Origin of the sequence: Aequitasia blattaphilus, from assembly GCF_024721305.1 — a bacterium.
GTDB classification, from domain to species: Bacteria; Bacillota; Clostridia; order Lachnospirales; family Lachnospiraceae; genus Aequitasia; species Aequitasia blattaphila.
Window position 1 is genome coordinate 139,469 of the sequence record NZ_JAMXOD010000003.1, and the last position, 21,683, is coordinate 161,151.

Here is a 21,683-nt window from a genome sequence, read left to right on the forward strand (position 1 = left end):
GCAATTCCCTGAGGCATTTTTTATTCTCTACTGTATAAGCTCAGCATTTTGTTCCATATAATCTTTGCATCATTTAAAATATAGTCAAAGCCTCCCGCTTTATAGAGATTGATAATAATCATTCCTGCCGGCACAGCTAAAATCATTCCAATCACACTTCCGATTTTAAGACCAATGTATAAAAACACTAACGTCATCAATGGATTGAGCCCCATACTATCTCCTACAAGTTTGGGTTGAATCAGCTGTCTGACTAATTGTGTAATAACGTAAATCACAACAAGCCCTATTGCCATTTTATATTCCCCTGTCATAAATAAATATATGGCCCACGGAATTAATGCTGTTCCAGTCCCAAAAAATGGAAGGAAATCTAAAAAGGAAATAATTAAGGCCAAGAGAACGTAATATGGCACCGATAAAATAATAAATCCAATCAAAAGAATACAAAAAACAACTGCCATGATTTTAAACTGTGCCTTAAAATATCCTCCTAAGGCCATCTTTAAGTTTGAAATTATGATAGACATTTTCTTAGACACTGCTTCTGGAGCCACTTTCTTCGACCATACAATCCATTCATCTCTTTCTGATACAAAGAAATAAGCTGACATCATGGTAATCACAATACTAATTAATGTGGAAGGTATCTGTTTTGCTACGTTACTTGCAAAGTTAAATGTTGGCGTTCCTGCATTTCTCAAAAAATCCGTTACGTAACTTCCCAGATTATCAGTCAAAGATGTTAATCCCTCCTGGAATACTTCTGGCAGATTACGAATTAAATTCTGGGAAAATGAAATGGTATTTGCCATGGCATCTTCAGCTGATCGATAAATCTGTGGAAGATTTTCTAATAAGCTTGATATCTCTTTAAACACCTTACTTCCCGCAAAATAGAAAGCACAACCTATTCCAGCCAATACCAATATAATAATAATGGCTGAACCAAGCTTCCTCTTCATCTTGATTTTTGCCTCTAAAAACTTCACAAGAGGGCTGGCAATATACGCTATGAACCATCCAATTACAAAGGGCATAAAAAAGCGTAAAAACTTAAGTCCAAAGTATATGAAAGCCACCGTAAATATAAGACTCAGCACAAGACTTAGTGCTGCTTTCCAAAAGGGTTTATCTACTTCAAAATCACTCATCAAATTCCTCCTCAGGTTTGAGAATATTATCGTCCACATATTTCCAAATTTCATCTCTTCCCTGCTTTGTAACAGCAGAATAAGGGATAAAAATTGTATTGTCAGGAAGTTCTAAGCCCTCCTTAATCATCTTTATATGCTTTTGAACTTGACTGCGCTTTAGCTTATCTAATTTTGTTGCTATAATAATCGGCTGATATCCCATATCTGTAATGAAGCGGTACATCATCTGGTCATTTGCACCAGGCTTGTGACGAATATCAATCAAAAGGAAAATCGCCTTCAACTGCATGGAACCATGTAAATAGCGTTCAATAAGCTTTCCCCACTTTTTCTTTTCATTCTCCGATACTTTCGCATATCCATATCCTGGCAAATCTACCAAATACAATTCTTTATTAATATTGTAAAAATTTATTGTCTGGGTTTTTCCAGGTGTCTGTGAAATTCTGGCAAGGGATTTACGATTCATCAATCCGTTAATCAGAGAAGACTTCCCTACATTTGATTTTCCAGCAAATGCAATCTCTGGAAGCTCGTTCTCCGGAAGTACACTGGTAATGCCACATACTGTTTCTAATTCTACATTTTTAATTATCATCTTTTTTCCTTACTGAATACAATGCAATTTTTTCTACTTCATCCATAGTCATTACAGGGATAATTTCCAATCCTCTCGTAATTTCCTGTGATAGCTCAGACACATCTACCTGGTTATCCTTTGGAATAATAACTGTCTTAATGCCTGCATTCTTTGCTGCTAAGAGCTTCTCTTTTAATCCACCAATTGGCAACACTCTGCCTCGTAAGGTAATTTCTCCCGTCATTGCCACATCTGCGCGAACCTTTTTTTCCGTAATCGCTGAAAGTATCGCAGTTGCCATAGTAATTCCAGCTGAAGGCCCATCCTTTGGAACTGCCCCCTCTGGAATATGAATATGAACGTCGTGAGTCTTAAAGAAATCCTCCGGAATATTCATTCGATTTCCTATGGAACGAATATAGCTTATGCCAGCTCTTGCAGATTCTTTCATTACATCACCTAATTGTCCCGTCAAGGATATATCGCCACTTCCTGGCATAATATTGACTTCAATTTGCAGAGTATCTCCACCCACACTTGTCCATGCCAGACCTCGTACAATACCAACCTCATCTTCTTCATTTGCTGGTTGGAATTTATACAATTCTTTCCCGAAATATTTACCTAAGTTCGTCTCCGTAACAGAAATGCTCTTCTTATTTTTCTCCAGCATTTCTTTTGCCGCCTTACGACACAGTTCACCGATTTTACGTTCTAATTGCCGTACTCCTGCTTCTTTCGTATAATGACGTATCATCTTCCACAAAGCATTTTTACTGATTGTCAGCTGCTTCGGAGTAAACCCATGACGTTTTAGCTGTTTTGGAATCAGATGTTCTGTGGCAATATGCATCTTTTCGTTTTCTGTATAGCTGCTAATTTCAATAACCTCCATACGATCCAACAAAGGTCTGGGAATCGTCTGCAGAGTATTGGCTGTTGTGATAAAGAGTACTTCCGACAAATCCAAAGGCACTTCCAAATAATGATCTCGGAAAGCTCTGTTTTGTTCACTGTCTAACACTTCCAAAAGTGCCGAGAAAGTATCTCCTTTATAATCATTACTTACTTTATCAATTTCATCCAACAGCATGAGGGGATTTTTCACTCCCGCCGACTTTATTCCATTGGCAATTCTACCTGGCATTGCCCCTACATACGTTTTTCTGTGACCACGTATTTCAGCTTCATCTCTTACTCCGCCTAAAGAAATCCGCACGTATGGCTTTTTCAAAGCACGGCTTAAGGATTTTGCAATCGAAGTTTTTCCGGTTCCTGGCGGTCCTACTAAACAAAGTATTGGGGCATTCCCTTTATCCGTCAGCGCTCTCACTGCCAAAAACTCCAAAATTCTCTCTTTCACTTTCTCAAGACCATAATGGTCTTCGTCTAATACCTGCTTTGCATATACAATATCATTATGCTCTTTCGCTATTTTATTCCAAGGCATTTCCAAAAGAGTTTCTATATAAGTACGTAAAACACCAGATTCTGCCGGAGAATTCATACTACTCCTAAATCGCTTAATTTCCTTAAAAAGCTTCTCCTTTACCTCTTCTGATGCATCTAATTTTTTTGCTTCTTCTTGAAATTCATCTGCATCATTTAATGTGGTATCATCCCCTAATTCCTCTCGGATTAGTTTGATTTGCTCACGTAAAAGATATTCTCTTTGATTTTTGTCAACTCTTTCTCTTACCTTGTTTTGAATTTCTTCTTTAATGTTTTGGATTTGAATCTCGTTATACAACAATTGGGAAACAAGCTCATAGCGCTTCACAACATTATTTTCTTCTAAAATATTTTGAGCTTCTACCAGAGAAAATGGTACATTTGCAGCAATTTCATCAATCGTTTTTGCAAAATCACCAATTTCTTCCACCTGAATAATTAGCTCTTTTGAAACCTTAGGATTTTTCGAGAGATACTCTCTGTAGATATCTAAAAGCCCTCTCCGCATTGCCTCTGTGTCCAGGGGTGACTCTCCTACTTCATCCGAAATTGGTTGGAGTACCACCTTGAAAAAAGGCTCTCTGTCTAGGATTTCCTCTATTTTTGCTCTTTCCTCCCCAGCAACCAGCACACGGCTGATTTTATTGGGAAGCTTAATAATCTGCTTAATTGTGGCAACACAGCCAACAGTGAACACATCTTCTATCTCAGGCTCTTCCACTTCAATCGATTTTTGCGCTGTTAAAAAAATCTTCTGTCCTTTTTCCATCGATTCATTTATAGCCTGTAAGGACTTCTCTCTGCTGACATCAAAATGGATTACCATCTCAGGCAAAACCGTCATTCCTCTTAAGGGAATCATAGGTAATACTATTCTTTCCATTTTTGGTCATCACTCCTCTCAAAATAAACTTTATGAAGTATTAAATAAAGAGGTGTCGCATTTACACGACACCCTCTTATAGTTTTTCTTTTTTATGCACTCTCAGAATCCAAATCCTCGTGTTCCAAAATAGGCTCGGCTTTTCCTTTGACTGCTTCTTTTGTAATATGGCAAACCCTTAGTGTATCGTCTGAGGGAGCCTCATACATGATATCCAGCATTACATTTTCGATAATTGCACGCAGGCCTCTGGCTCCTGTCCGTCTTTTCCGTGAAATTTCCGCAATTTCACGTAACGCACCATCATCAAATATCAGCTCTACACCATCTAATTCCAGTAGCTTTTCATACTGCTTTACCAATGCATTCTTTGGCTCCGAAAGAATTTTTACCAGCTCATCTTCCGTCAACATCGAAAGGGATACATTAACCGGAACACGACCGACTAACTCTGGAATCAAACCATATTTCACCAAGTCTTGAGGTAATATCTGGTTTAATACTGCATCTGTATCCACCACTTTTTTCTGAATACCTTCTGAACCAAAACCAATTGATTTTTTATCAATTCGATTTTCAATTATTTTGTCTATCCCTTCAAAGGCACCACCACATATAAAAAGTATATTCGTTGTATCAATTTGAATCAGCTCCTGATGGGGATGCTTTCTACCACCCTGGGGCGGCACATTTGCCACAGTGCCTTCAATAATTTTTAGCAAAGCCTGCTGAACGCCTTCTCCTGAGACATCCCTTGTAATAGAAGGATTTTCTGATTTTCTGGTTATTTTATCAATTTCATCAATATAAATAATTCCATATTCAGCCTTCTCAATGTCTCCATCTGCTGACTGAATAATTTTTAGAAGAATATTTTCTACATCTTCTCCCACGTAACCAGCTTCCGTAAGGGCAGTTGCATCTGCAATCGCAAAAGGTACATTCAGTACCTTTGCTAATGTCTGAGCCAAAAGTGTTTTTCCAGAGCCTGTAGGTCCAAGCATAAGTATATTACTCTTCCCTAATTCCACTCCCAAATCCTTTTCAGACATAATTCTTTTGTAATGGTTGTATACCGCAACAGATAAAACTTTTTTTGCTTGATCCTGACCTACTACATATTCGTCCAGGAATCTTTTGATTTGTTCCGGTTTTAATAAGTTGATTTCTGAGAAAGGATTCCAGCGCTGCTTTTGATCAAATTCCAGTTCTTCTTCTATTATTTCCGAACATACGTCAATACATTCATCGCATATGTATGCCCCGTTTGGTCCTGCAATAAGCTTTCTCACCTGAGATTGGGTCTTATTACAAAATGAACACCTCACCTGATCATCATTTTTCCCTGGCATATATTTCTACCTCATTTCATATCCATGGTGACCTTATCTATTTGTAATTATCTCATCAATAAGGCCATAATTTTTTGCTTCTTCAGCAGACATAAAGTTATCTCTTTCGGTATCCGCCTTTACTACATCTATTGGCTGTCCTGTGTTTGCCGCCAAAATTTCATTCAATTTTTGTTTGGTTCTCAGTATATGATTTGCTGTAATCTCAATGTCAGTCGCTTGCCCCTGTGCACCACCAGATGGCTGATGAATCATAATCTCCGCATTAGGAAGGGCTAATCTCTTACCCTTGGTTCCACCTGCAAGCAAAAACGCACCCATACTTGCTGCCATACCAATACAAATCGTTCTTACATCACATTTAATATACTGCATTGTATCGTAAATGGCCATTCCAGCTGTTACGGATCCTCCAGGACTGTTAATATAAATATGAATTTCTTTTTCTGGATCCTCTGCCTCCAAAAACAGAAGCTGAGCTACAACAACACTTGCTGATACATCATTCACCTCTTCACCCAGGAAAATGATTCTGTCCTTCAGCAGCCGCGAATAAATATCATAGGAACGTTCTCCCCGACTTGTTTGTTCTATTACATAAGGTACTAAACTCATAGGACATTACCTCCTTTTGAAAATGTTACTCAATTACTGCGTTGTCAATCAGGAATGTAACTGCTTCCTGTACAGCTATATCTTCTTTCATTTGTTCCTTTTCAGAATCGCCGATTAATTCTTTTAACTTATCTGCTTCCATCTGATATGCTTCTGCCATCTTTCCAATTTCTTCATCCATCTTTTCTTCACTTACTGCGATGTTTTCTTCTACTGCAATGGCCTCTAATACAATTCTTGTCTCAATTCTTTTAATTGCCTGAGGTTTTAAATCTTCCAGCATCTTCTCAGCTGTCATACCAGTAAACTGGAAATATTGTTCCATAGAAAGTCCCTGGGACTGAATTCTCTGTGAAAATTCGTCTGACATCTGCATTGTATGTGTCTCAATCATAGCCTCTGGAATTTCAAAGCTCGCATTTGCTACTGCTAATTCTACTACTTCATCTTCCTGCTTAGATTTTCCTTCTTTTTCTTTTGTTTCTGTCATTTGTTTCTTTAAATCTTCTTTATACTCAGCTAAAGTATCAAACTCTGAAACTTCTGATGCAAACTCATCATTTATCTCTGGAAGCTCTTTTGCTTTTATTTCATGGATTTTACACTTAAATACAGCCGCTTTTCCCTTTAACTCTTCTGCTTGATAATCTTCTGGGAAAGTTACATTAACATCTGTCTCTTCACCTGTTGATTTACCAATAAGCTGCTCTTCAAATCCTGGAATGAAAGAACCTGATCCGATTACCAAAGGATAGTTTTCTCCTTTTCCACCTTCAAATGCAACACCATCTACAAAACCTTCGAAATCAATAATTACTTCGTCTTGATCTTCCACTGGTCTGTCCACAACAACACTTCTTGCATTCTTCTTTGCTTCTTCTTTAATCTTTTCGTCAACTTCTTCCTCTGTTACCTCTGTATCTACCTTGGCAATTTTCAAGCCTTTATATTCTCCTAAAGTCACCTCAGGTTTTACTGCAACAGAAGCAGTGAAAATAAATGGTTTTCCCTTTTCAAGTTGAACCACATCAATTTCTGGTCTGGATACAATGTCTAATTCACTCTCATCATACGCCTTTGCATAAGACTCGGAAATCAATTCGTTTGCTGCATCATCATAGAAAACTTCTGGTCCATACATCTTCTCAATCATCTGACGTGGAACTTTTCCCTTACGGAAGCCTGGCATGTTAATCTGACCTCTTTGTTTTTTATATGCACCTTCAAGGGCTTTTTCCAATTCCTCTGCTGAAACTTCAATCGTCAGCTTCGCCATATTATTCTCTAATTTTTCTACTTGTAAGCTCATTACAATTTCCTCCTATTTTTATTCTGCTTCAGTTTAGCAGAACTAACCTTATAATTGTAGCACATTTTTACGCTAATTGCCAGTAATCAGTTCATCCAATTTCAAAATTTTCACAACTAATTCACTTAAATCTTGTTCCTCTATTTCATATTTCCCATCGTCATTCTTATGAACCCTTAGATTCACCTCTTCTGTTTCACTATACTCACTATTTGAGGCAGCAATCTTCAGCAGCTCCAAGGACCGATATAGTATTTCTCTCTGAATCTGTTCTTCTTTCTCTTCTTGATTCTCAGAATAGAAACCCGACTCAATTTTTTCTTGCATCTTCTTACTGTCTGCCGCCAATTCCTCATTGTATCGAACAAACACATCCTGAGGAGTAATCTCTACCGTCACCTCATATTGATTTTCATCTATCTTTTTTCCTGTTTTTACATGGTAGCGCATGGTTTGAAATATCTTTTTTATTTCTTTTCCAAAAAGCTCTCTATACTCATCATCTGCATCCAATCCTGAGGCAATGTAATCCTCAACAAACTGTGTCACAAACAATTCGTAAGTCTCTTCCAAATCTTCTTTCTCTACATCTTCTTCTACTTGCAGTGCTTTCGTCCCATCTCCCTGAAAGGATAAATCTAAAATTGCTTCTACATATTCCAACGAGTTAAAGGAGCTTTTACATCCGCCTAATGAAAACATAGCACAAATTAGAAAAAAAGCAATGCTTTTCTTAATAAACAATTTCATTGGCAATTTCCTTCGCCTTTTCATCATCAATCAGCTCTTCTATAAGCTTCAACGAAAACTCCAGAGCAGTACCTACCCCTTTGCTCGTTATGATTTTTCCATCTACTACCACATTTTTATCAGATAATACAGCTCCTTGTAAGTCTCCCTCCAAACCTGGATAACATGTAGCCTGCCGACCTTTTAAAAGTCCCATCTTCCCAAGAATCGTCGGTGCAGCGCAAATAGCCGCAATCAATTGCTCACTCTCAATCGCCTTCAACAAAACACTTTTGACACCAGCATGAGCCTCCAGTCGCTTTGTTCCCGGTCCGCCTCCTGGTAAAATAATCATATCGAACTCTTCAAAGTTCACTTCGTCAAATAAGTCCTCCGTCACCACATTGATTCCGTGGGCTCCATTCACTGTATACTCTTCTTCAACAGAGACCGTATCAACATACACCTTTGCTCTGCGTAATAAATCCACCGCACTTAATGCTTCAATTTCTTCAAATCCATTTACCAGCAATACACACGCTTTCTTCATGATTACCTCCTTAAACTAATTTACTTTTCTCCGGGATTATCCTATAATGAAAAACAAAAACGGAGAAACTTTTATGGAAATCGAACGGAAATATATAATCACCAAAAAACCAGAACTATTATCATCCTATCCTTGCAAATCTCTTTGCCAGGCTTACTTAAATACCGAACCTGTGATCCGCATACGAAAAGAGGATGACACCTATGTTCTAACTTATAAATCCAAAGGACTTATGGTAAGAGAAGAATACAATCTTCCCCTCGACAAAGCTTCCTTTGAACATCTTTTAAAAAAGGCCGATGGCCGCATCATAACCAAGGACCGTTTTTTGATTCCGTATCAAACCTACACAATTGAATTGGATGTATTTAAAGGTGATTTAGCGCCTCTCCTTTTAGCTGAAGTTGAATTTCCCAACACGGAAGAAGCAAATCAATTCTCGCCACCCGATTGGTTCGGCGAAGAAGTAACCTTAAATCCCAAATTTCAAAACAGCTATTTATCCAAAAAATGACCCATTAATTGATACCCTTCGTCAAAAAATATTCCCGTATCTTTCGCCATTTTTTCATTGAACCCTTCCACACCCTTTTCTTCTTTTGTGCTGTCATAAATCATAAAAGGCACAGGATTGGATGTATGTGTCCGCAGATGAGTAGGGGTTGGATGATCCGGGAGAATCATTATCTTATAGTCTACCTTCTCACAATCAAGCAGCTCTACAAGTGGCTTCAACACTTTCCCATCGATATTTTCAATTGCTTCTATTTTTTCTTTTATCAGGCCTTGGTGCCCCATTTCATCCGGTGCTTCCACATGAATATAAGCAAAATCATATCCCTCATCAACGAGAGCTCCAAAGGCTGCCTTTGCTTTCCCCTCATAATTTGTATGAAGTCCTCCATTTGCCCCTTCCACTTCAATTACCTTCATGGAAGCCCCTGTTGCAATTCCTTTTAGCAAATCCACCGCTGAAATCATAACACCTTTTCTTTTATATTCTTCTTCAAAAGAAGAGAGCGCCGGCCTTGTACCTGCACCCCAAAACCAAATCGAGTTTGCAGGATTTTTTCCTTCTTCTTTTCTTTTCTGGTTGAGAGGATGACCTTCTAAAATCTCATTACTTTTTACCATCATCTCACGTAAAATTTCATCTTTTGGCAGGTAATTTCCTATTTCCTTCGACAGAATGTCGTGAGGAGGCATCAGTTCTACCACCTCGCCATTCTTAATCACCAATAAATGACGATAGCTTGTTCCAAGATAGAACTCATATCCATCTCGTTTAAGGTTATCTATAACTGCTTTCAAAAGAACTTCTGCATCCTGGGTTGAGATTTCTCCTGCACTGTGATCTAAAATAATCTTCTTCTCATAAGGTCCTTCTCCCCTTAACGTAACAAAATTCATTCGAAGAGAGACATCTGCATCCTCTAGCTTCGCTCCAATACTCAAGGCTTCCAAAGGCGAACGCCCTGTATAGTACTTTCTGGGATTGTATCCTAATACAGCCAAATTCGCCGTATCGCTTCCTGGTGCCATACCCTCTGGCACTGTTCTTGCCATTCCAACCTGGGATACTTTACACAAGCGGTCCATATTTGGTTTATGGGCCGCTTCCATTGTCGTTTTATTTCCCAGCTCTTCTATAGGCTCTCCTGCCATTCCATCGCTTAATAAAACAATATATTTCATTACTCATCTCCCTATAAGCTTTCTTCTACTCGAATCATGTGAATAAAATCTGTTCCTAATGCGGCAATTTTTTCTGCACACATACCTTCAGACATCACGTCTGTTATCACACCAAACTCATCGTTTGCTCCCGAAAGACTCTGGATTTTTCCACCAGGGAACATTGCTAAAACATCTGCCTCTTTTGCTTTTCCATCACCTTTTATACGAAGGAAGAATTTACGTTTCGTGTCCTCATGTTTTTTGAGAGCAAGTTTATTCACATCCCACACCGGCATAATTGTTTTTCCTTTGTTTCTAAGAGCATCTACCACATCACCTACAACCGCACTTGCCGTTGGAAGTTTTCCAGCTCCGCTTCCATAAAACATTCCATCACCAAGAGCATTTCCATGGACGAATACACTGTTAAAGACTCCGTTTACATTATAAAGTGGATGATTTTCGTCAATCAAAAATGGTGCAACCATTGCCTCAAGCCCTGTTTCATCATTTTTACTGATGGCCAAAAGTTTAATCGTCATTTCCATCTCTTTTGCATATTTCATATCTTCTGTTGTAATCCCTGTAATTCCTTCACAGTAAATGTCATTAAAATCTACAGTTTTGTTGGTAATTACAGAGGATAGAATTGCGATTTTTCTACATGCATCATGGCCTTCCACATCTGCCTCTGGATTCAATTCAGCAAACCCCTTGTCTTGAGCCTTTTTCAGAACCTCATTATAGTCTGCACCTTCATAAAACATCTTTGTCATCATGTAATTGGTTGTTCCATTCAAGATACCTGAGATTTCATCTATATGATCCCCTGTTAAACTTGTATTCAAAGGACGAATAATCGGAATGCCACCACCTACACTGGCCTCAAACAAGAAATTAACATTCTTATCTTTTGCAAGCTGCAAAAGCTCTGCACCGTATTCTGCAACCAAGGCTTTATTAGATGTAGCAACACTCTTCCCTGCCAATAAACAGCTCTTTACGAACTGGTATGCTGCATTTGTTCCTCCAATTGTTTCTACAACCACTTCGATTTCTTCGTCGTTTAAAATCGTGTCAAAGTCATGTACAATCATATGCTCAGCTGGATCTCCCGGAAACTCACGCAAATCCAAAACATATTTTATCTGAATCTCTTCACCTATTCTCTCGCTGATTAAATCCTTGTTTTTTAAGACAACTTCTACTACACCTTGTCCTACTGTTCCATATCCCATTACTGCTATCTTTTTCATTTCTTTCCTCCCTTTAAATATGCATTAATAAACAAATCCAGGGAACCATCCAATACTGCATTTACATTACCGGTCTCTTCACCTGTTCTATGATCCTTCACCATGGTATAGGGCTGCATGATGTAAGACCTGATTTGACTTCCAAATCCTATTTCCTTCATTTCTCCTCGAATATCAGACACCTTATCCGCCTGCTCTTGCTCCTTTAACAATTGCAATCGGACCTTTAATATTTGCATTGCTTTCTCTTTATTAAAATGTTGAGAGCGTTCATTTTGACACTGCACTACAATTCCTGTAGGCAGATGAGTAATGCGAATTGCCGATGATGTTTTATTGACGTGCTGTCCACCAGCACCACTCGCCCGATAAGTATCGATCTTTAAATCATCATCCTCAATATCAACATCTATGTCCGTAGCAATATCTGGCACAACATCCACTGAAGCAAAAGAGGTTTGCCGCTTCCCGGCTGCATTAAAGGGAGAAATTCTAACAAGTCTGTGGATTCCTTTCTCAGACTTCAAATATCCATAAGCATTTTCACCCTCTACTTCAAAGGTAATCGCTTTGATCCCTGTAATATCCCCTGCCACAAAATCTAATACTGAGACAGAAAAGTTCTTTTGTTCTGCATATCTATGGTACATGCGATACAGCATGTTCGCCCAATCATTTGATTCTGTGCCACCTGCACCGGCATGAATTGTTACAATTGCATTGTCTTTATCATATTCACCAGACAGAAGAGTTTCTACACGAAGTGTGTCAAAGCGCTTTTCGAAATCTTCCAATTCTTCCTGTATCTCTTTCACTAAGGTGACATCTTCTTCTTCATATCCCATATCAATCAAAGTCAATATGTCATCATATGCACTTCTCAAGTCCTTTAAGGTGTCTAATACGCCCTCTAAGGACTTCATTTCTTTCATAACCTTCGTTGATTCTTCTGGACTATCCCAGAAATCCGGTTCTTCTATTCGTTTTCTTAATTCTTCGAGTTTTCTTTCCTTACCTGCTTCGTCAAAGTGAATCCCTCATCTCATACAATGGAGTCTCATACGTAAGGATTATTCCTTTAAACTGATCTAATTCGACCACCAATCTCACCTCTTTCTATTTTCTGCCATGGCATTGCTTATACTTCTTTCCACTGCCACAGGGGCATGGATCATTTGGATAAACCTTTTTCTCGACTCTTCTTTTCGTTGCTGATACAGAATCGTCTCCTCGGTTTGTTCCCGTTACTTTTGCCACTTCTTCTCTTTCCACCTTCTGTTCCACTTTAATATGGAATAAGGTTCGAATGGTTGCCTCTGTTATGCTTTTTGTCATTTCATCAAACATTTCATAACCCAGCATCTTATACTCAATCTTTGGATCTCTGTTACCATATGCCTGAAGGCCTATTCCCTGTCTCAACTGATCCATGTCATCAATATGATCCATCCATTTCGCATCAATGGAACGTAATAGAACGACCCGCTCCAGTTCTCTTACTTGTTCCGCCTCTGGAAATTCTCTTTCTTTTTGCTCATAGAGTTTTGATGCCTGCTCTTTTAAAAGCTGCTTCAATTCTTTTGCCGATTTCCCTTGCACTTCCGCTTCCGTAATTGGAGAAAGAGGAATCACGTTATGAGTTGTAACATTAAGCTCTCCCAAATTCCATTCTTCTGGCTTCTCCACCTGCCCAATAATCATATCCACTGTGTTTTCGATATAATCATTTATCATATGGAAGATTGAATCCCGCATATTCTCTCCGTCTAATACACGTTTTCTTTCTTCATACATAATTTCTCTTTGCTCATTCATAACCTGGTCATATTCTAAAAGGTTTTTACGTATTCCAAAGTTATTGCTTTCAATCTTCTCCTGAGCTTTTTCAATGGCGTTGGATAACATCTTATGTTCAATCTGTTCCCCATCTTCAACACCTAAAGTATTAAAAATTCCCATCAATCTCTCAGAACCAAACAATCTGAGCAAATCATCTTCCAGAGAAATATAAAATCTGGATTCTCCCGGATCTCCTTGTCTTCCTGAACGACCTCTCAACTGATTATCAATACGTCTGGATTCGTGACGCTCTGTACCAATAATCTTAAGTCCTCCAGCCTCTCTTGATGTTTCATCCAGCTTAATATCCGTACCACGACCTGCCATATTCGTTGCGATTGTAACGGCGCCATTTTCACCAGCCTGAGCTACAATTTCAGCTTCTTGTTCATGGAATTTAGCATTCAATACATTATGCTTGATTCCTCGTTTTTTCAGCATAGCACTTAGCAGCTCTGAATTATCTATGGTAATTGTACCAACCAATACCGGCTGTCCTTTTCCATGAGCCTCTTCAATCTCATCACACACAGCAACAAATTTTTCTTGCTGTGTTTTGAAAACCGCATCATCCATATCTTTACGGATTACTGGCACATTGGTTGGAATCTCAATTACGTCCATTCCATAGATTTCACGGAACTCTTTTTCTTCTGTTAAAGCGGTACCTGTCATACCTGATTTCTTCTCATACTTATTAAACAAATTCTGAAAAGTAATCGTTGCCAAAGTTTTGCTTTCTCTATTGACCTTTACCTTCTCTTTAGCTTCGATTGCCTGATGAAGACCATCTGAATAACGGCGTCCCGGCATAATACGTCCCGTGAATTCATCTACAATTAAAACCTCATCATCTTTTACCACATAATCCTGATCTTTAAACATTAAATAGTGCGCCCGCAATGCCAAAATTGTATTATGCTGAATTTCAAGGTTTTCTGCATCAGCCAAGTTGTCAATGTGAAAGAATTTTTCAACTTTTTTCACACCATTTTCAGTCAGTGAAACATTTTTTTCCTTTTCATTGACAATAAAGTCTCCTGTCTCCTCAATCATTTCACCCATGATTGCATCCATCTTGGAAAATTCTTTGCTTGCCTCACCCTTTTCCAGCTGTCTGGCTAATATGTCTGCAGCTTCGTATAATTTTGTGGATTTTCCACTTTGACCCGAAATAATAAGAGGCGTTCTTGCTTCATCAATTAAAACCGAGTCAACCTCATCAATTACAGCGTATTTCAGTCCTCTTTGAACCAGCTGTTCTTTGTAAATCACCATATTATCTCTTAGGTAATCAAATCCCAGTTCATTATTTGTAACGTATGTAATATCACAATTGTAAGCTTCTCTTCTTTCATCATTGTCCATACTGTTTAAGACAACACCCACTGTTAACCCAAGGAATTCATGAACTTTACCCATCCACTCGGCATCACGTTTTGCAAGGTAATCATTGACTGTGACAATGTGAACTCCTTCACCTGCAAGAGCATTCAAATACGCTGGTAAGGTAGACACCAAAGTTTTACCTTCACCTGTTTTCATTTCAGCAATACGCCCCTGATGAAGAATGACTCCACCAATCAGCTGAACTCGATAGTGCTTCATGCCCAGTGCTCGAACTGCACCTTCTCTTACTGTTGCATAGGCTTCTATCAAAATATCATCTAAGGTTTCCCCGTTTTTTAATCTCTCTTTAAATTCCTTCGTTTTATCTCGAAGCTCTTCGTCTGTCAATTGTTGCATTTTCTGATCAAGGGCTTCAATTTCATCTATTTGCGAATAAATTCTTTTTAACTCATTTTCACTATGTGTACCGAATAATTTTTGTAATAATCCCATATTTTATTTGTCTCCTTATGTGCAATATGCTAATAACTCACATTACATAATAGCACTTAGATGTTTATTATTCAACTATTTATGACATACCCTTTACGAATTCATAGGGTAAATCTCCTCCAAAAATATCAAGGGCACTTCCAATTGTAAAGTCCATCTTTTTTTCGGTAAGGCACCCGAACTCCTCAATATCCTCTACGCTTTTCATCCCACCTGCATAAGTCATAGGTATCCCATCGTAGGATGACAGGAGTTTTACAAGCTCCTTTTCCATACCTACACCGGTACCTTCAACATCTACTCCATGAATCAAAAATTCGTCACAGTACTCTGAAAGACGAACCAGCAATTCCTTTGTAACGATTTCATCTGTGAACCTCTGCCATCTGTTTGTAACGATATGGTAGTGCCCGTCTTTCTTCCGACAGCTTAAATCCAACACCAAATGTTCTCGTCCTATTTCGTCTTTTAATTCAGCTAAGCGTTCATAATGAATACGCCCATCCTGAAAAACATAAGATGTAACAATGACATGGCTTGCCCCACTTTCCAAATAGAAGGCTGCATTCTCTGTCGTAATTCCTCCGCCTATCTGGAGACTTCCTTTATCTGCGGCCAGAGCCTCCAGAGCCTGTCTCTTTGTTTCCTCAAAATAAGGGGAATCCGTCCCATTTAACATGATGACGTGTCCCCCTTTAAGATTTGATTCTTTATAGAGTTTCCCATAGTAAGCCGCACTTTTATCAGAGGCAAAGTTTACCTTTGCCTCTGACTGTTCTTTTAAACTTCCCCCTACAATTTGCTTTACTTGTCCATTATGTATATCAATACACGGTCTGAATTTCATTAACTTCCTATCCTCTTTCTATAATCGTTCCATTTCTATATGCGTCTAAAAGTTTTTCTAAATCAACAATTTGACCCAGCAATTCTTTTCCCACATCCGTATCTCCAACACGCTTTCTTTCCTTGGTTCGTTTCACAACAATCGTTTCTGAATGAATATCACTTTCCTTCTCGATAGCAGACTCCTTTGATTCAAAAGGGTCATGAGACACTAATATCAGTCCGTAAGAATTATAAATCAATGTGTAGCCAGCGATTCCAGTTTCCTTTTGATAAGCTTTGGAAAATCCTCCATCAATAACCAAAACCTTTCCATTGCTCTTTAAGGGGCTTTCTCCCTTTTTAGACTTCACTGGTACATGACCATTAACAATATGTGCCTCTTTTGTAATCAGCCCAAATTCATCTAAAATCATGTTTGCTGTTTCTTCTTGATTAATATATTCATAATAAGGATTCTTTGTTTCCTTGTGGGTAATCTCTTCTGCAATGAAATACCGCTCAAAGGTCGCCATCTTATCCTTTCCAAAAAGCGGTGAATTCTCATGGAGCCAAATATACCACATTAAATCCTTCCCTCTTTGTCTCTCCTCATCATTTAAGGCGAAAAAACCTTTACGAACGTATACCTCTAATGCTTCATATAATGCTTTTCCTTTATAAGTCTGTCCGTAAATTTCAATTTCTTTCAGACTTCCATCCTTTGCCAGAGGAACACATCCATGAAACAACAGATTATTATTATAGACTTTATAAAGTCCGCCTTTATTGAGCAGAAACCGCATATGCTTTTGAAGCTTTTCACAATTCAAGAAGCCTTGTTCTAACCGGTTCAGAATATCGACCTCCTCCTTCGTAAGAAGGTTCGGGTTCTTCGGATCTATTGTTGGGAAATTAGCATCTAAAAGGTCATATTTCTCCCCTCTCAGTGTAATCGTTCCTTCTTCATAGTTTACGCTCTCTAAAAGATTGCGGTCCGCCATCTTGTATTCCGGTCTTTCTTTTATCGTCTGTCCTTCCACCTTAAATTGAAGAATGGAAATCGCTTTATGCATCTTTATATTTAGTTCTTGTTCCTCCGCATTAATTAACGGCTCCCCTTTTAATTGAAAGCATGTACAAGGGTCATCTTTATACGTGTTCAACGCATATGTTGCAAGAGGAAGCAGATTGATTCCATAGCAATCCTCTAACAAATCTAAATTGCCATACCTGGCACAAATGCGGATGACATTCGTAATACATCCAAGTTGCCCTGCTGCCGCTCCCATCCAGAGTACATCATGATTTCCCCATTGAATATCAACGGAATGATACTCCATTAATTTGTCCATAATCTTATGAGGTCCAGGACCTCTGTCATAAATATCACCTACAATGTGTAAGTGATCTACAACTAAGCGCTGAATCAATTCCCCCATAGCCACAATGAACTCTTCCGCCCTTCCCACTTTAATAATAGAACAAACGATTTCGTTGTAATAAGAATCCTTGTCTCCATCATCTGCTCTCTCATTAATCAATTCATCAATGATATAGGCAAAATCCTTTGGAAGAGCCTTTCGCACTTTCGACCGTGTGTACTTGCTGGAAGCTGCTTTACACACTTTAACCAGCCGGTACAAGGTAATTTTATACCAATCCTCAATATGGACTTCCTGTTTCTTTATCTGTTCAATTTTCTCCTTCGGATAATAAATCAGTGTCGCCAGACTTTGCATATCCTTAGCACTTAGAGTATTTCCAAAAACCTCCTGTACTTTTCTCCTGACTGCACCTGATCCGTTTTTGAGTACGTGAGCAAAGGCTTCATCCTCACCATGAATATCGGTCAGGAAATGCTCCGTTCCCTTCGGTAAACTTAAAATTGCCTGAAGATTAATAATTTCGGTAGATGTTGCAGCAATCGTAGGAAACATCTCCGACAACCGATGCAAATATCTGCTTTCTATATCTCTCATTCTTTATTCTCCAATCACATCAGACATATCATATCTGCCCGGCTGTTGTCCTTTTAAGAACTTGGCTCCTTCAATCGCACCTTTCCCAAAAATTCCTTTCGAATATGCTGTATGCCTAAATTCAATCACCTCATCCGGACCAGCAAAGAGCACCTCATGATCTCCTACAATTGTACCGCCTCTTACGGCGCTGATACCAATTTCCTTCGTATCTCTTTCCACTCTTTCCTGACTTCTGTCATATTTATACTCGTAAATATTGTCGCAAGCTTCATTAATTGAATCCGCAAGCGCAAGTGCCGTTCCACTTGGTGCATCTACTTTTAGATTATGATGCTTCTCTACAATTTCAATGTCAAATCCTGCAGGAGCTAACGTTTTCGCCGCCTCTTTTAAAATCTTTATCAGTAGGTTAATTCCCAGAGACATATTTGCCGATTTCAAAACAGGGATTTCTTTGGCTGCATCTTCCACTTTCTTTAACTGCTCCTCAGACAAACCTGTTGTGCAAAGAACAACTGGCAGCTTCTTTTCAATGCAATCTGCCAAGAGCTTATCCGTTGTGTTTGCATTTGAAAAATCGATTACTACATCTGTCTGTTCCTTCACTTCTAAAATGGAATCATAAACTGGATATGGATTCTCAATTCCTTTATACGGATCCACTCCTGCTACCAATTCAATTTCTCTATCCTCTTTTATAAGATTTGTAATTACCTGACCCATTTTCCCATTACATCCATGCATAATTACTTTAACCATTCTTTGCCTCCTTCATAAGCTTCCCTACATTTATAGAGAATTCTATCATTAAAGGGGTTTGTATGTAAAGCTTTATTCTTCCCTTGATTTGTGGTAAACTAACAAGGTTACAAACAAATACTAAGCAAAGAAAGAAGAATGTATGATGAAATCTCAACGTGAAGATATTAGAAATATAGCAATTATTGCCCATGTCGACCATGGCAAAACTACCTTAGTCGATGAACTATTGAAGCAAAGTGGCGTTTTTCGAAAAAACCAAGAAGTTCAGGAACGTGTTATGGACTCTAATGACATTGAAAGGGAACGAGGCATCACTATTTTGTCCAAGAATACTGCTGTCTATTATAAGGACGTTAAAATCAATATTATTGACACGCCTGGCCATGCCGATTTCGGTGGAGAGGTAGAGCGTGTTCTTAAGATGGTAAATGGAGTGGTTTTAGTTGTGGATGCCTTTGAAGGTGCCATGCCTCAGACAAAATTCGTGTTACGTAAGGCTTTAGAACTAAACCTTCCGGTTATTGTATGTGTGAATAAAATTGACCGTCCGGAATCCAGACCGGAAGAAGTAATCGATGAAGTACTGGAGCTGTTTATCGACTTGGATGCATCTGAAGACCAGTTAGAATTCCCCTACGTTTATGCGTCTGCCAAATCAGGTTATGCTTTGGTCGAGCTGGATGATAAGCAAAAGAATATGATACCTTTATTTGAGACCATCCTTGAGCACATCCCTGCTCCAATGGGAGATCCTGATGGAGACTGTCAGGTGTTAATCAGCACCATCGATTACAACGAATATGTAGGACGAATTGGTGTCGGTAAAGTGGACAGCGGAACCATTGTATCAGGGATGGAAGCCCTTGTGGTTAACGCCCACGATGAGGGTCGTAAAGAAAAGGTTCGAATCAATAAACTATATGAATTCGATGGGTTGGAAAAGGTAGAAGTTCAAAACGCTACCATTGGCTCTATTGTAGCCATTTCTGGTATCAGCGATATCTCTATCGGTGATACTATTTGTTCTCCTGAGAACCCTGTGCCCATTCCGTTCCAGAAAATATCCGAACCTACAATTGCAATGCAATTTCTTGTAAACAATAGTCCTTTCGCTGGTTTAGAAGGTAAGTTTGTTACCTCTCGCCACCTGCGGGAACGCCTATTCCGGGAATTGAATACAGATGTCAGCCTTCGCGTCGAAGAATCTGAATCTACTGACAGCTTCCGTGTTTCCGGACGTGGTGAGCTTCACTTGTCTGTATTAATTGAGAATATGCGCCGGGAAGGCTATGAATTTGCAGTTAGCAAAGCAGAAGTACTTTATAAGAAGGATGAGAAAGAACATCTCCTTGAACCAATGGAGCTTGCTTACATTGACGTTCCTGACGAATTTACCGGAACCGTTATTGATAAATTAAGCCAGCGGAAAGGTGAGCTTATTAATATGGGTGCATCCAACGGCGGCTATACCAGAATGGAGTTCTCGATTCCTGCCAGAGGTTTAATTGGATACAGAGGCGAGTTCTTAACGGATACCAAAGGAAATGGTATTATGAATACTGTTTTCGACAAATATGCTCCTTACAAGGGGGATATCTCCTACCGTAAGCAAGGCTCTCTTATTGCCTTTGAAACGGGCGAATCAGTAACCTACGGACTTTTCGGTGCACAAGAGCGAGGCATCTTATTCATCGGAGCTGGTGAAAAGGTCTATTCCGGTATGGTTATCGGAGAAAATGCAAAGGTAGAGGACATTGAGGTAAATGTATGTAAAACAAAGCATTTGACTAATACTCGTTCCTCTGGAGCAGATGATTCTCTCCGCCTTTCTCCTCCTAAAATTTTAAGCTTAGAGGAAGCCCTTGATTTTATTGATACGGATGAACTTTTAGAAGTAACACCATCCCATCTACGCATTCGTAAGAAAGAGTTAGATCCTAAAATGAGACGAAGAGGAAAAAAATAATGGCATTTTTACATCTTTTGGAGTCCTGTCGTACTCCGCTGCTGAATGTTCTGATGCAGTTTATTACTTATTTCGGACAGGACATTCTGATTCTAGCAATAATATGTACTCTCTATTGGTGTATCAATAAGGAACTAGCCTACTTAATAGGACTAAATTACTTCATTGCAGGACTTTGTGTACAAACCCTAAAGATTACCTTCCAGATTCCAAGACCTTGGATTCTGGATCCCGACTTCACCCCTGTAAAAAGTGCCCTGTCAGGGGCGACAGGCTTTTCTTTCCCAAGTGGACATACGCAAGGAGCAACATCTCTTTATGGGACCTTATCCTTTCAAGTAAAGAAACGTACCTTTAAAATTCTACTTTGGATTTTGTTTTTACTCGTTGGGTTTTCCCGTATGTACTTGGGCGCCCATACCCCAAAGGATGTTTTGGTTTCCATGGGTCTTTCTCTTGTGATTGCTTTTTTGCTATGGCGTTTCAAAGAGATACTCCTTTCGCCAAAACATACAAAAGGAACTGCTCTTTTTGTAGCCTTTGTCTCGCTCCTTGTTTTTGCTTATGCACAAACCAAAGGCTCTGATTTAGCTTTAGATGCTATAAAAGCCTCTGGCGCCGGATTAGGCTTTGCCCTTGGTTGGTATTTAGAAAGATCCTATATTAACTTTGAAACCAAGGAAGTCGATATTGGCCATCAAATTGTAAAGCTTGGAATCGGTTTGATTGCTGCGCTTTTAATCAAACTCCTTTTTTCACTGCTCCCGGAGATGACTATTTGGGCAGCTTTTATTGAGTATTTTCTTCTGGTTTTGTGGGTCATTGCTGCCTTTCCCTATTTGCGAAAAAGGGTGAAAAACAAGTGACAACCCCCTGCAATCATGCTATACTTGATGTATCAGAT

General features: G+C 39.0%; 18 protein-coding genes. 3 read left to right on the plus strand and 15 right to left on the minus strand.

The features are described from left to right. Positions 1-20: 20 nt before the first annotated feature. The 8 genes from ytvI to NHH15_RS03285 form a co-directional block, all read right to left on the minus strand. Positions 21-1,154 (minus strand): sporulation integral membrane protein YtvI, encoded by a 1,134-nt coding sequence (gene ytvI, locus NHH15_RS03250; protein ID WP_262065212.1) that lies wholly within the window; start codon positions 1,152-1,154, stop codon positions 21-23. Further along, positions 1,147-1,755, minus strand: a complete 609-nt coding sequence (gene yihA / locus NHH15_RS03255; protein ID WP_262065213.1) for a ribosome biogenesis GTP-binding protein YihA/YsxC — start codon at positions 1,753-1,755, stop codon at positions 1,147-1,149. The genes ytvI and yihA overlap by 8 nt, the downstream gene beginning before the upstream one ends. Next, positions 1,745-4,072, minus strand: coding sequence for an endopeptidase La (gene lon, locus NHH15_RS03260; protein ID WP_262065214.1), 2,328 nt, complete (start codon positions 4,070-4,072; stop codon positions 1,745-1,747). Before lon ends, yihA begins: the two co-directional genes overlap by 11 nt. Before the next feature lie 92 nt (positions 4,073-4,164). Next, on the minus strand, positions 4,165-5,424 hold the full coding sequence (gene clpX, locus NHH15_RS03265) for an ATP-dependent Clp protease ATP-binding subunit ClpX (RefSeq protein ID WP_262065215.1): 1,260 nt from the start codon (positions 5,422-5,424) through the stop codon (positions 4,165-4,167). A 33-nt stretch (positions 5,425-5,457) separates the two neighbouring features. Beyond that, positions 5,458-6,039 (minus strand): ATP-dependent Clp endopeptidase proteolytic subunit ClpP, encoded by a 582-nt coding sequence (gene clpP / locus NHH15_RS03270; protein WP_262065216.1) that lies wholly within the window; start codon positions 6,037-6,039, stop codon positions 5,458-5,460. A gap of 25 nt (positions 6,040-6,064) precedes the next feature. Next, positions 6,065-7,348, minus strand: coding sequence for a trigger factor (tig, locus tag NHH15_RS03275; RefSeq protein WP_262065217.1), 1,284 nt, complete (start codon positions 7,346-7,348; stop codon positions 6,065-6,067). A gap of 72 nt (positions 7,349-7,420) precedes the next feature. Beyond that, positions 7,421-8,098: a DUF5105 domain-containing protein gene (locus tag NHH15_RS03280; RefSeq protein WP_262065218.1), complete on the minus strand. Its 678-nt coding sequence runs from the start codon at positions 8,096-8,098 to the stop codon at positions 7,421-7,423. Continuing rightward, positions 8,082-8,627, minus strand: a complete 546-nt coding sequence (locus NHH15_RS03285) for a DJ-1 family glyoxalase III (protein WP_262065219.1) — start codon at positions 8,625-8,627, stop codon at positions 8,082-8,084. The genes NHH15_RS03280 and NHH15_RS03285 overlap by 17 nt, the downstream gene beginning before the upstream one ends. A gap of 73 nt (positions 8,628-8,700) precedes the next feature. Here NHH15_RS03285 and NHH15_RS03290 point away from each other — a divergent pair, with 73 nt between their 5' ends. Continuing rightward, positions 8,701-9,141 (plus strand): CYTH domain-containing protein, encoded by a 441-nt coding sequence (locus tag NHH15_RS03290; RefSeq protein WP_262065290.1) that lies wholly within the window; start codon positions 8,701-8,703, stop codon positions 9,139-9,141. On the opposite strand, the gene NHH15_RS03295 is transcribed toward NHH15_RS03290, so the two are convergent. The 7 genes from NHH15_RS03295 to dapB all read right to left on the minus strand — a co-directional run bounded on the left by NHH15_RS03295 (position 9,123) and on the right by dapB (position 18,810). After that, on the minus strand, positions 9,123-10,322 hold the full coding sequence (locus NHH15_RS03295; RefSeq protein WP_262065220.1) for a cofactor-independent phosphoglycerate mutase: 1,200 nt from the start codon (positions 10,320-10,322) through the stop codon (positions 9,123-9,125). The genes NHH15_RS03290 and NHH15_RS03295 overlap by 19 nt on opposite strands. An 11-nt stretch (positions 10,323-10,333) precedes the next feature. Further along, on the minus strand, positions 10,334-11,560 hold the full coding sequence (locus tag NHH15_RS03300) for a homoserine dehydrogenase (RefSeq protein ID WP_262065221.1): 1,227 nt from the start codon (positions 11,558-11,560) through the stop codon (positions 10,334-10,336). Then, positions 11,557-12,661 (minus strand): peptide chain release factor 2 gene (prfB, locus tag NHH15_RS03305; RefSeq protein WP_262065222.1). Its coding sequence is split into 2 segments (ribosomal slippage): positions 11,557-12,585 and positions 12,587-12,661, totalling 1,104 coding nucleotides; the frame shifts between segments, so codons are not numbered across the junction. Before prfB ends, NHH15_RS03300 begins: the two co-directional genes overlap by 4 nt. A 15-nt stretch (positions 12,662-12,676) precedes the next feature. Beyond that, on the minus strand, positions 12,677-15,241 hold the full coding sequence (secA, locus tag NHH15_RS03310; RefSeq protein ID WP_262065223.1) for a preprotein translocase subunit SecA: 2,565 nt from the start codon (positions 15,239-15,241) through the stop codon (positions 12,677-12,679). A gap of 79 nt (positions 15,242-15,320) precedes the next feature. Next, on the minus strand, positions 15,321-16,088 hold the full coding sequence (gene hisA / locus NHH15_RS03315) for a phosphoribosylformimino-5-aminoimidazole carboxamide ribotide isomerase (protein WP_262065224.1): 768 nt from the start codon (positions 16,086-16,088) through the stop codon (positions 15,321-15,323). Positions 16,089-16,095: 7 nt separating this feature from the next. Continuing rightward, positions 16,096-18,048: a fructose-1,6-bisphosphatase gene (locus NHH15_RS03320; RefSeq protein ID WP_262065225.1), complete on the minus strand. Its 1,953-nt coding sequence runs from the start codon at positions 18,046-18,048 to the stop codon at positions 16,096-16,098. Positions 18,049-18,051: 3 nt separating this feature from the next. After that, entirely contained in the window at positions 18,052-18,810 is a 759-nt protein-coding gene (dapB, locus tag NHH15_RS03325) for a 4-hydroxy-tetrahydrodipicolinate reductase (protein WP_262065226.1), read from the minus strand. Between the two features lie 145 nt (positions 18,811-18,955). Here dapB and typA point away from each other — a divergent pair, with 145 nt between their 5' ends. Together typA and NHH15_RS03335 are read left to right on the plus strand one after the other, a co-directional pair. Then, positions 18,956-20,779, plus strand: coding sequence for a translational GTPase TypA (gene typA, locus NHH15_RS03330; RefSeq protein WP_262065291.1), 1,824 nt, complete (start codon positions 18,956-18,958; stop codon positions 20,777-20,779). Beyond that, on the plus strand, positions 20,779-21,645 hold the full coding sequence (locus NHH15_RS03335) for a phosphatase PAP2 family protein (protein WP_262065227.1): 867 nt from the start codon (positions 20,779-20,781) through the stop codon (positions 21,643-21,645). Before typA ends, NHH15_RS03335 begins: the two co-directional genes overlap by 1 nt. The last annotated feature ends 38 nt before the right edge of the window (positions 21,646-21,683 follow it).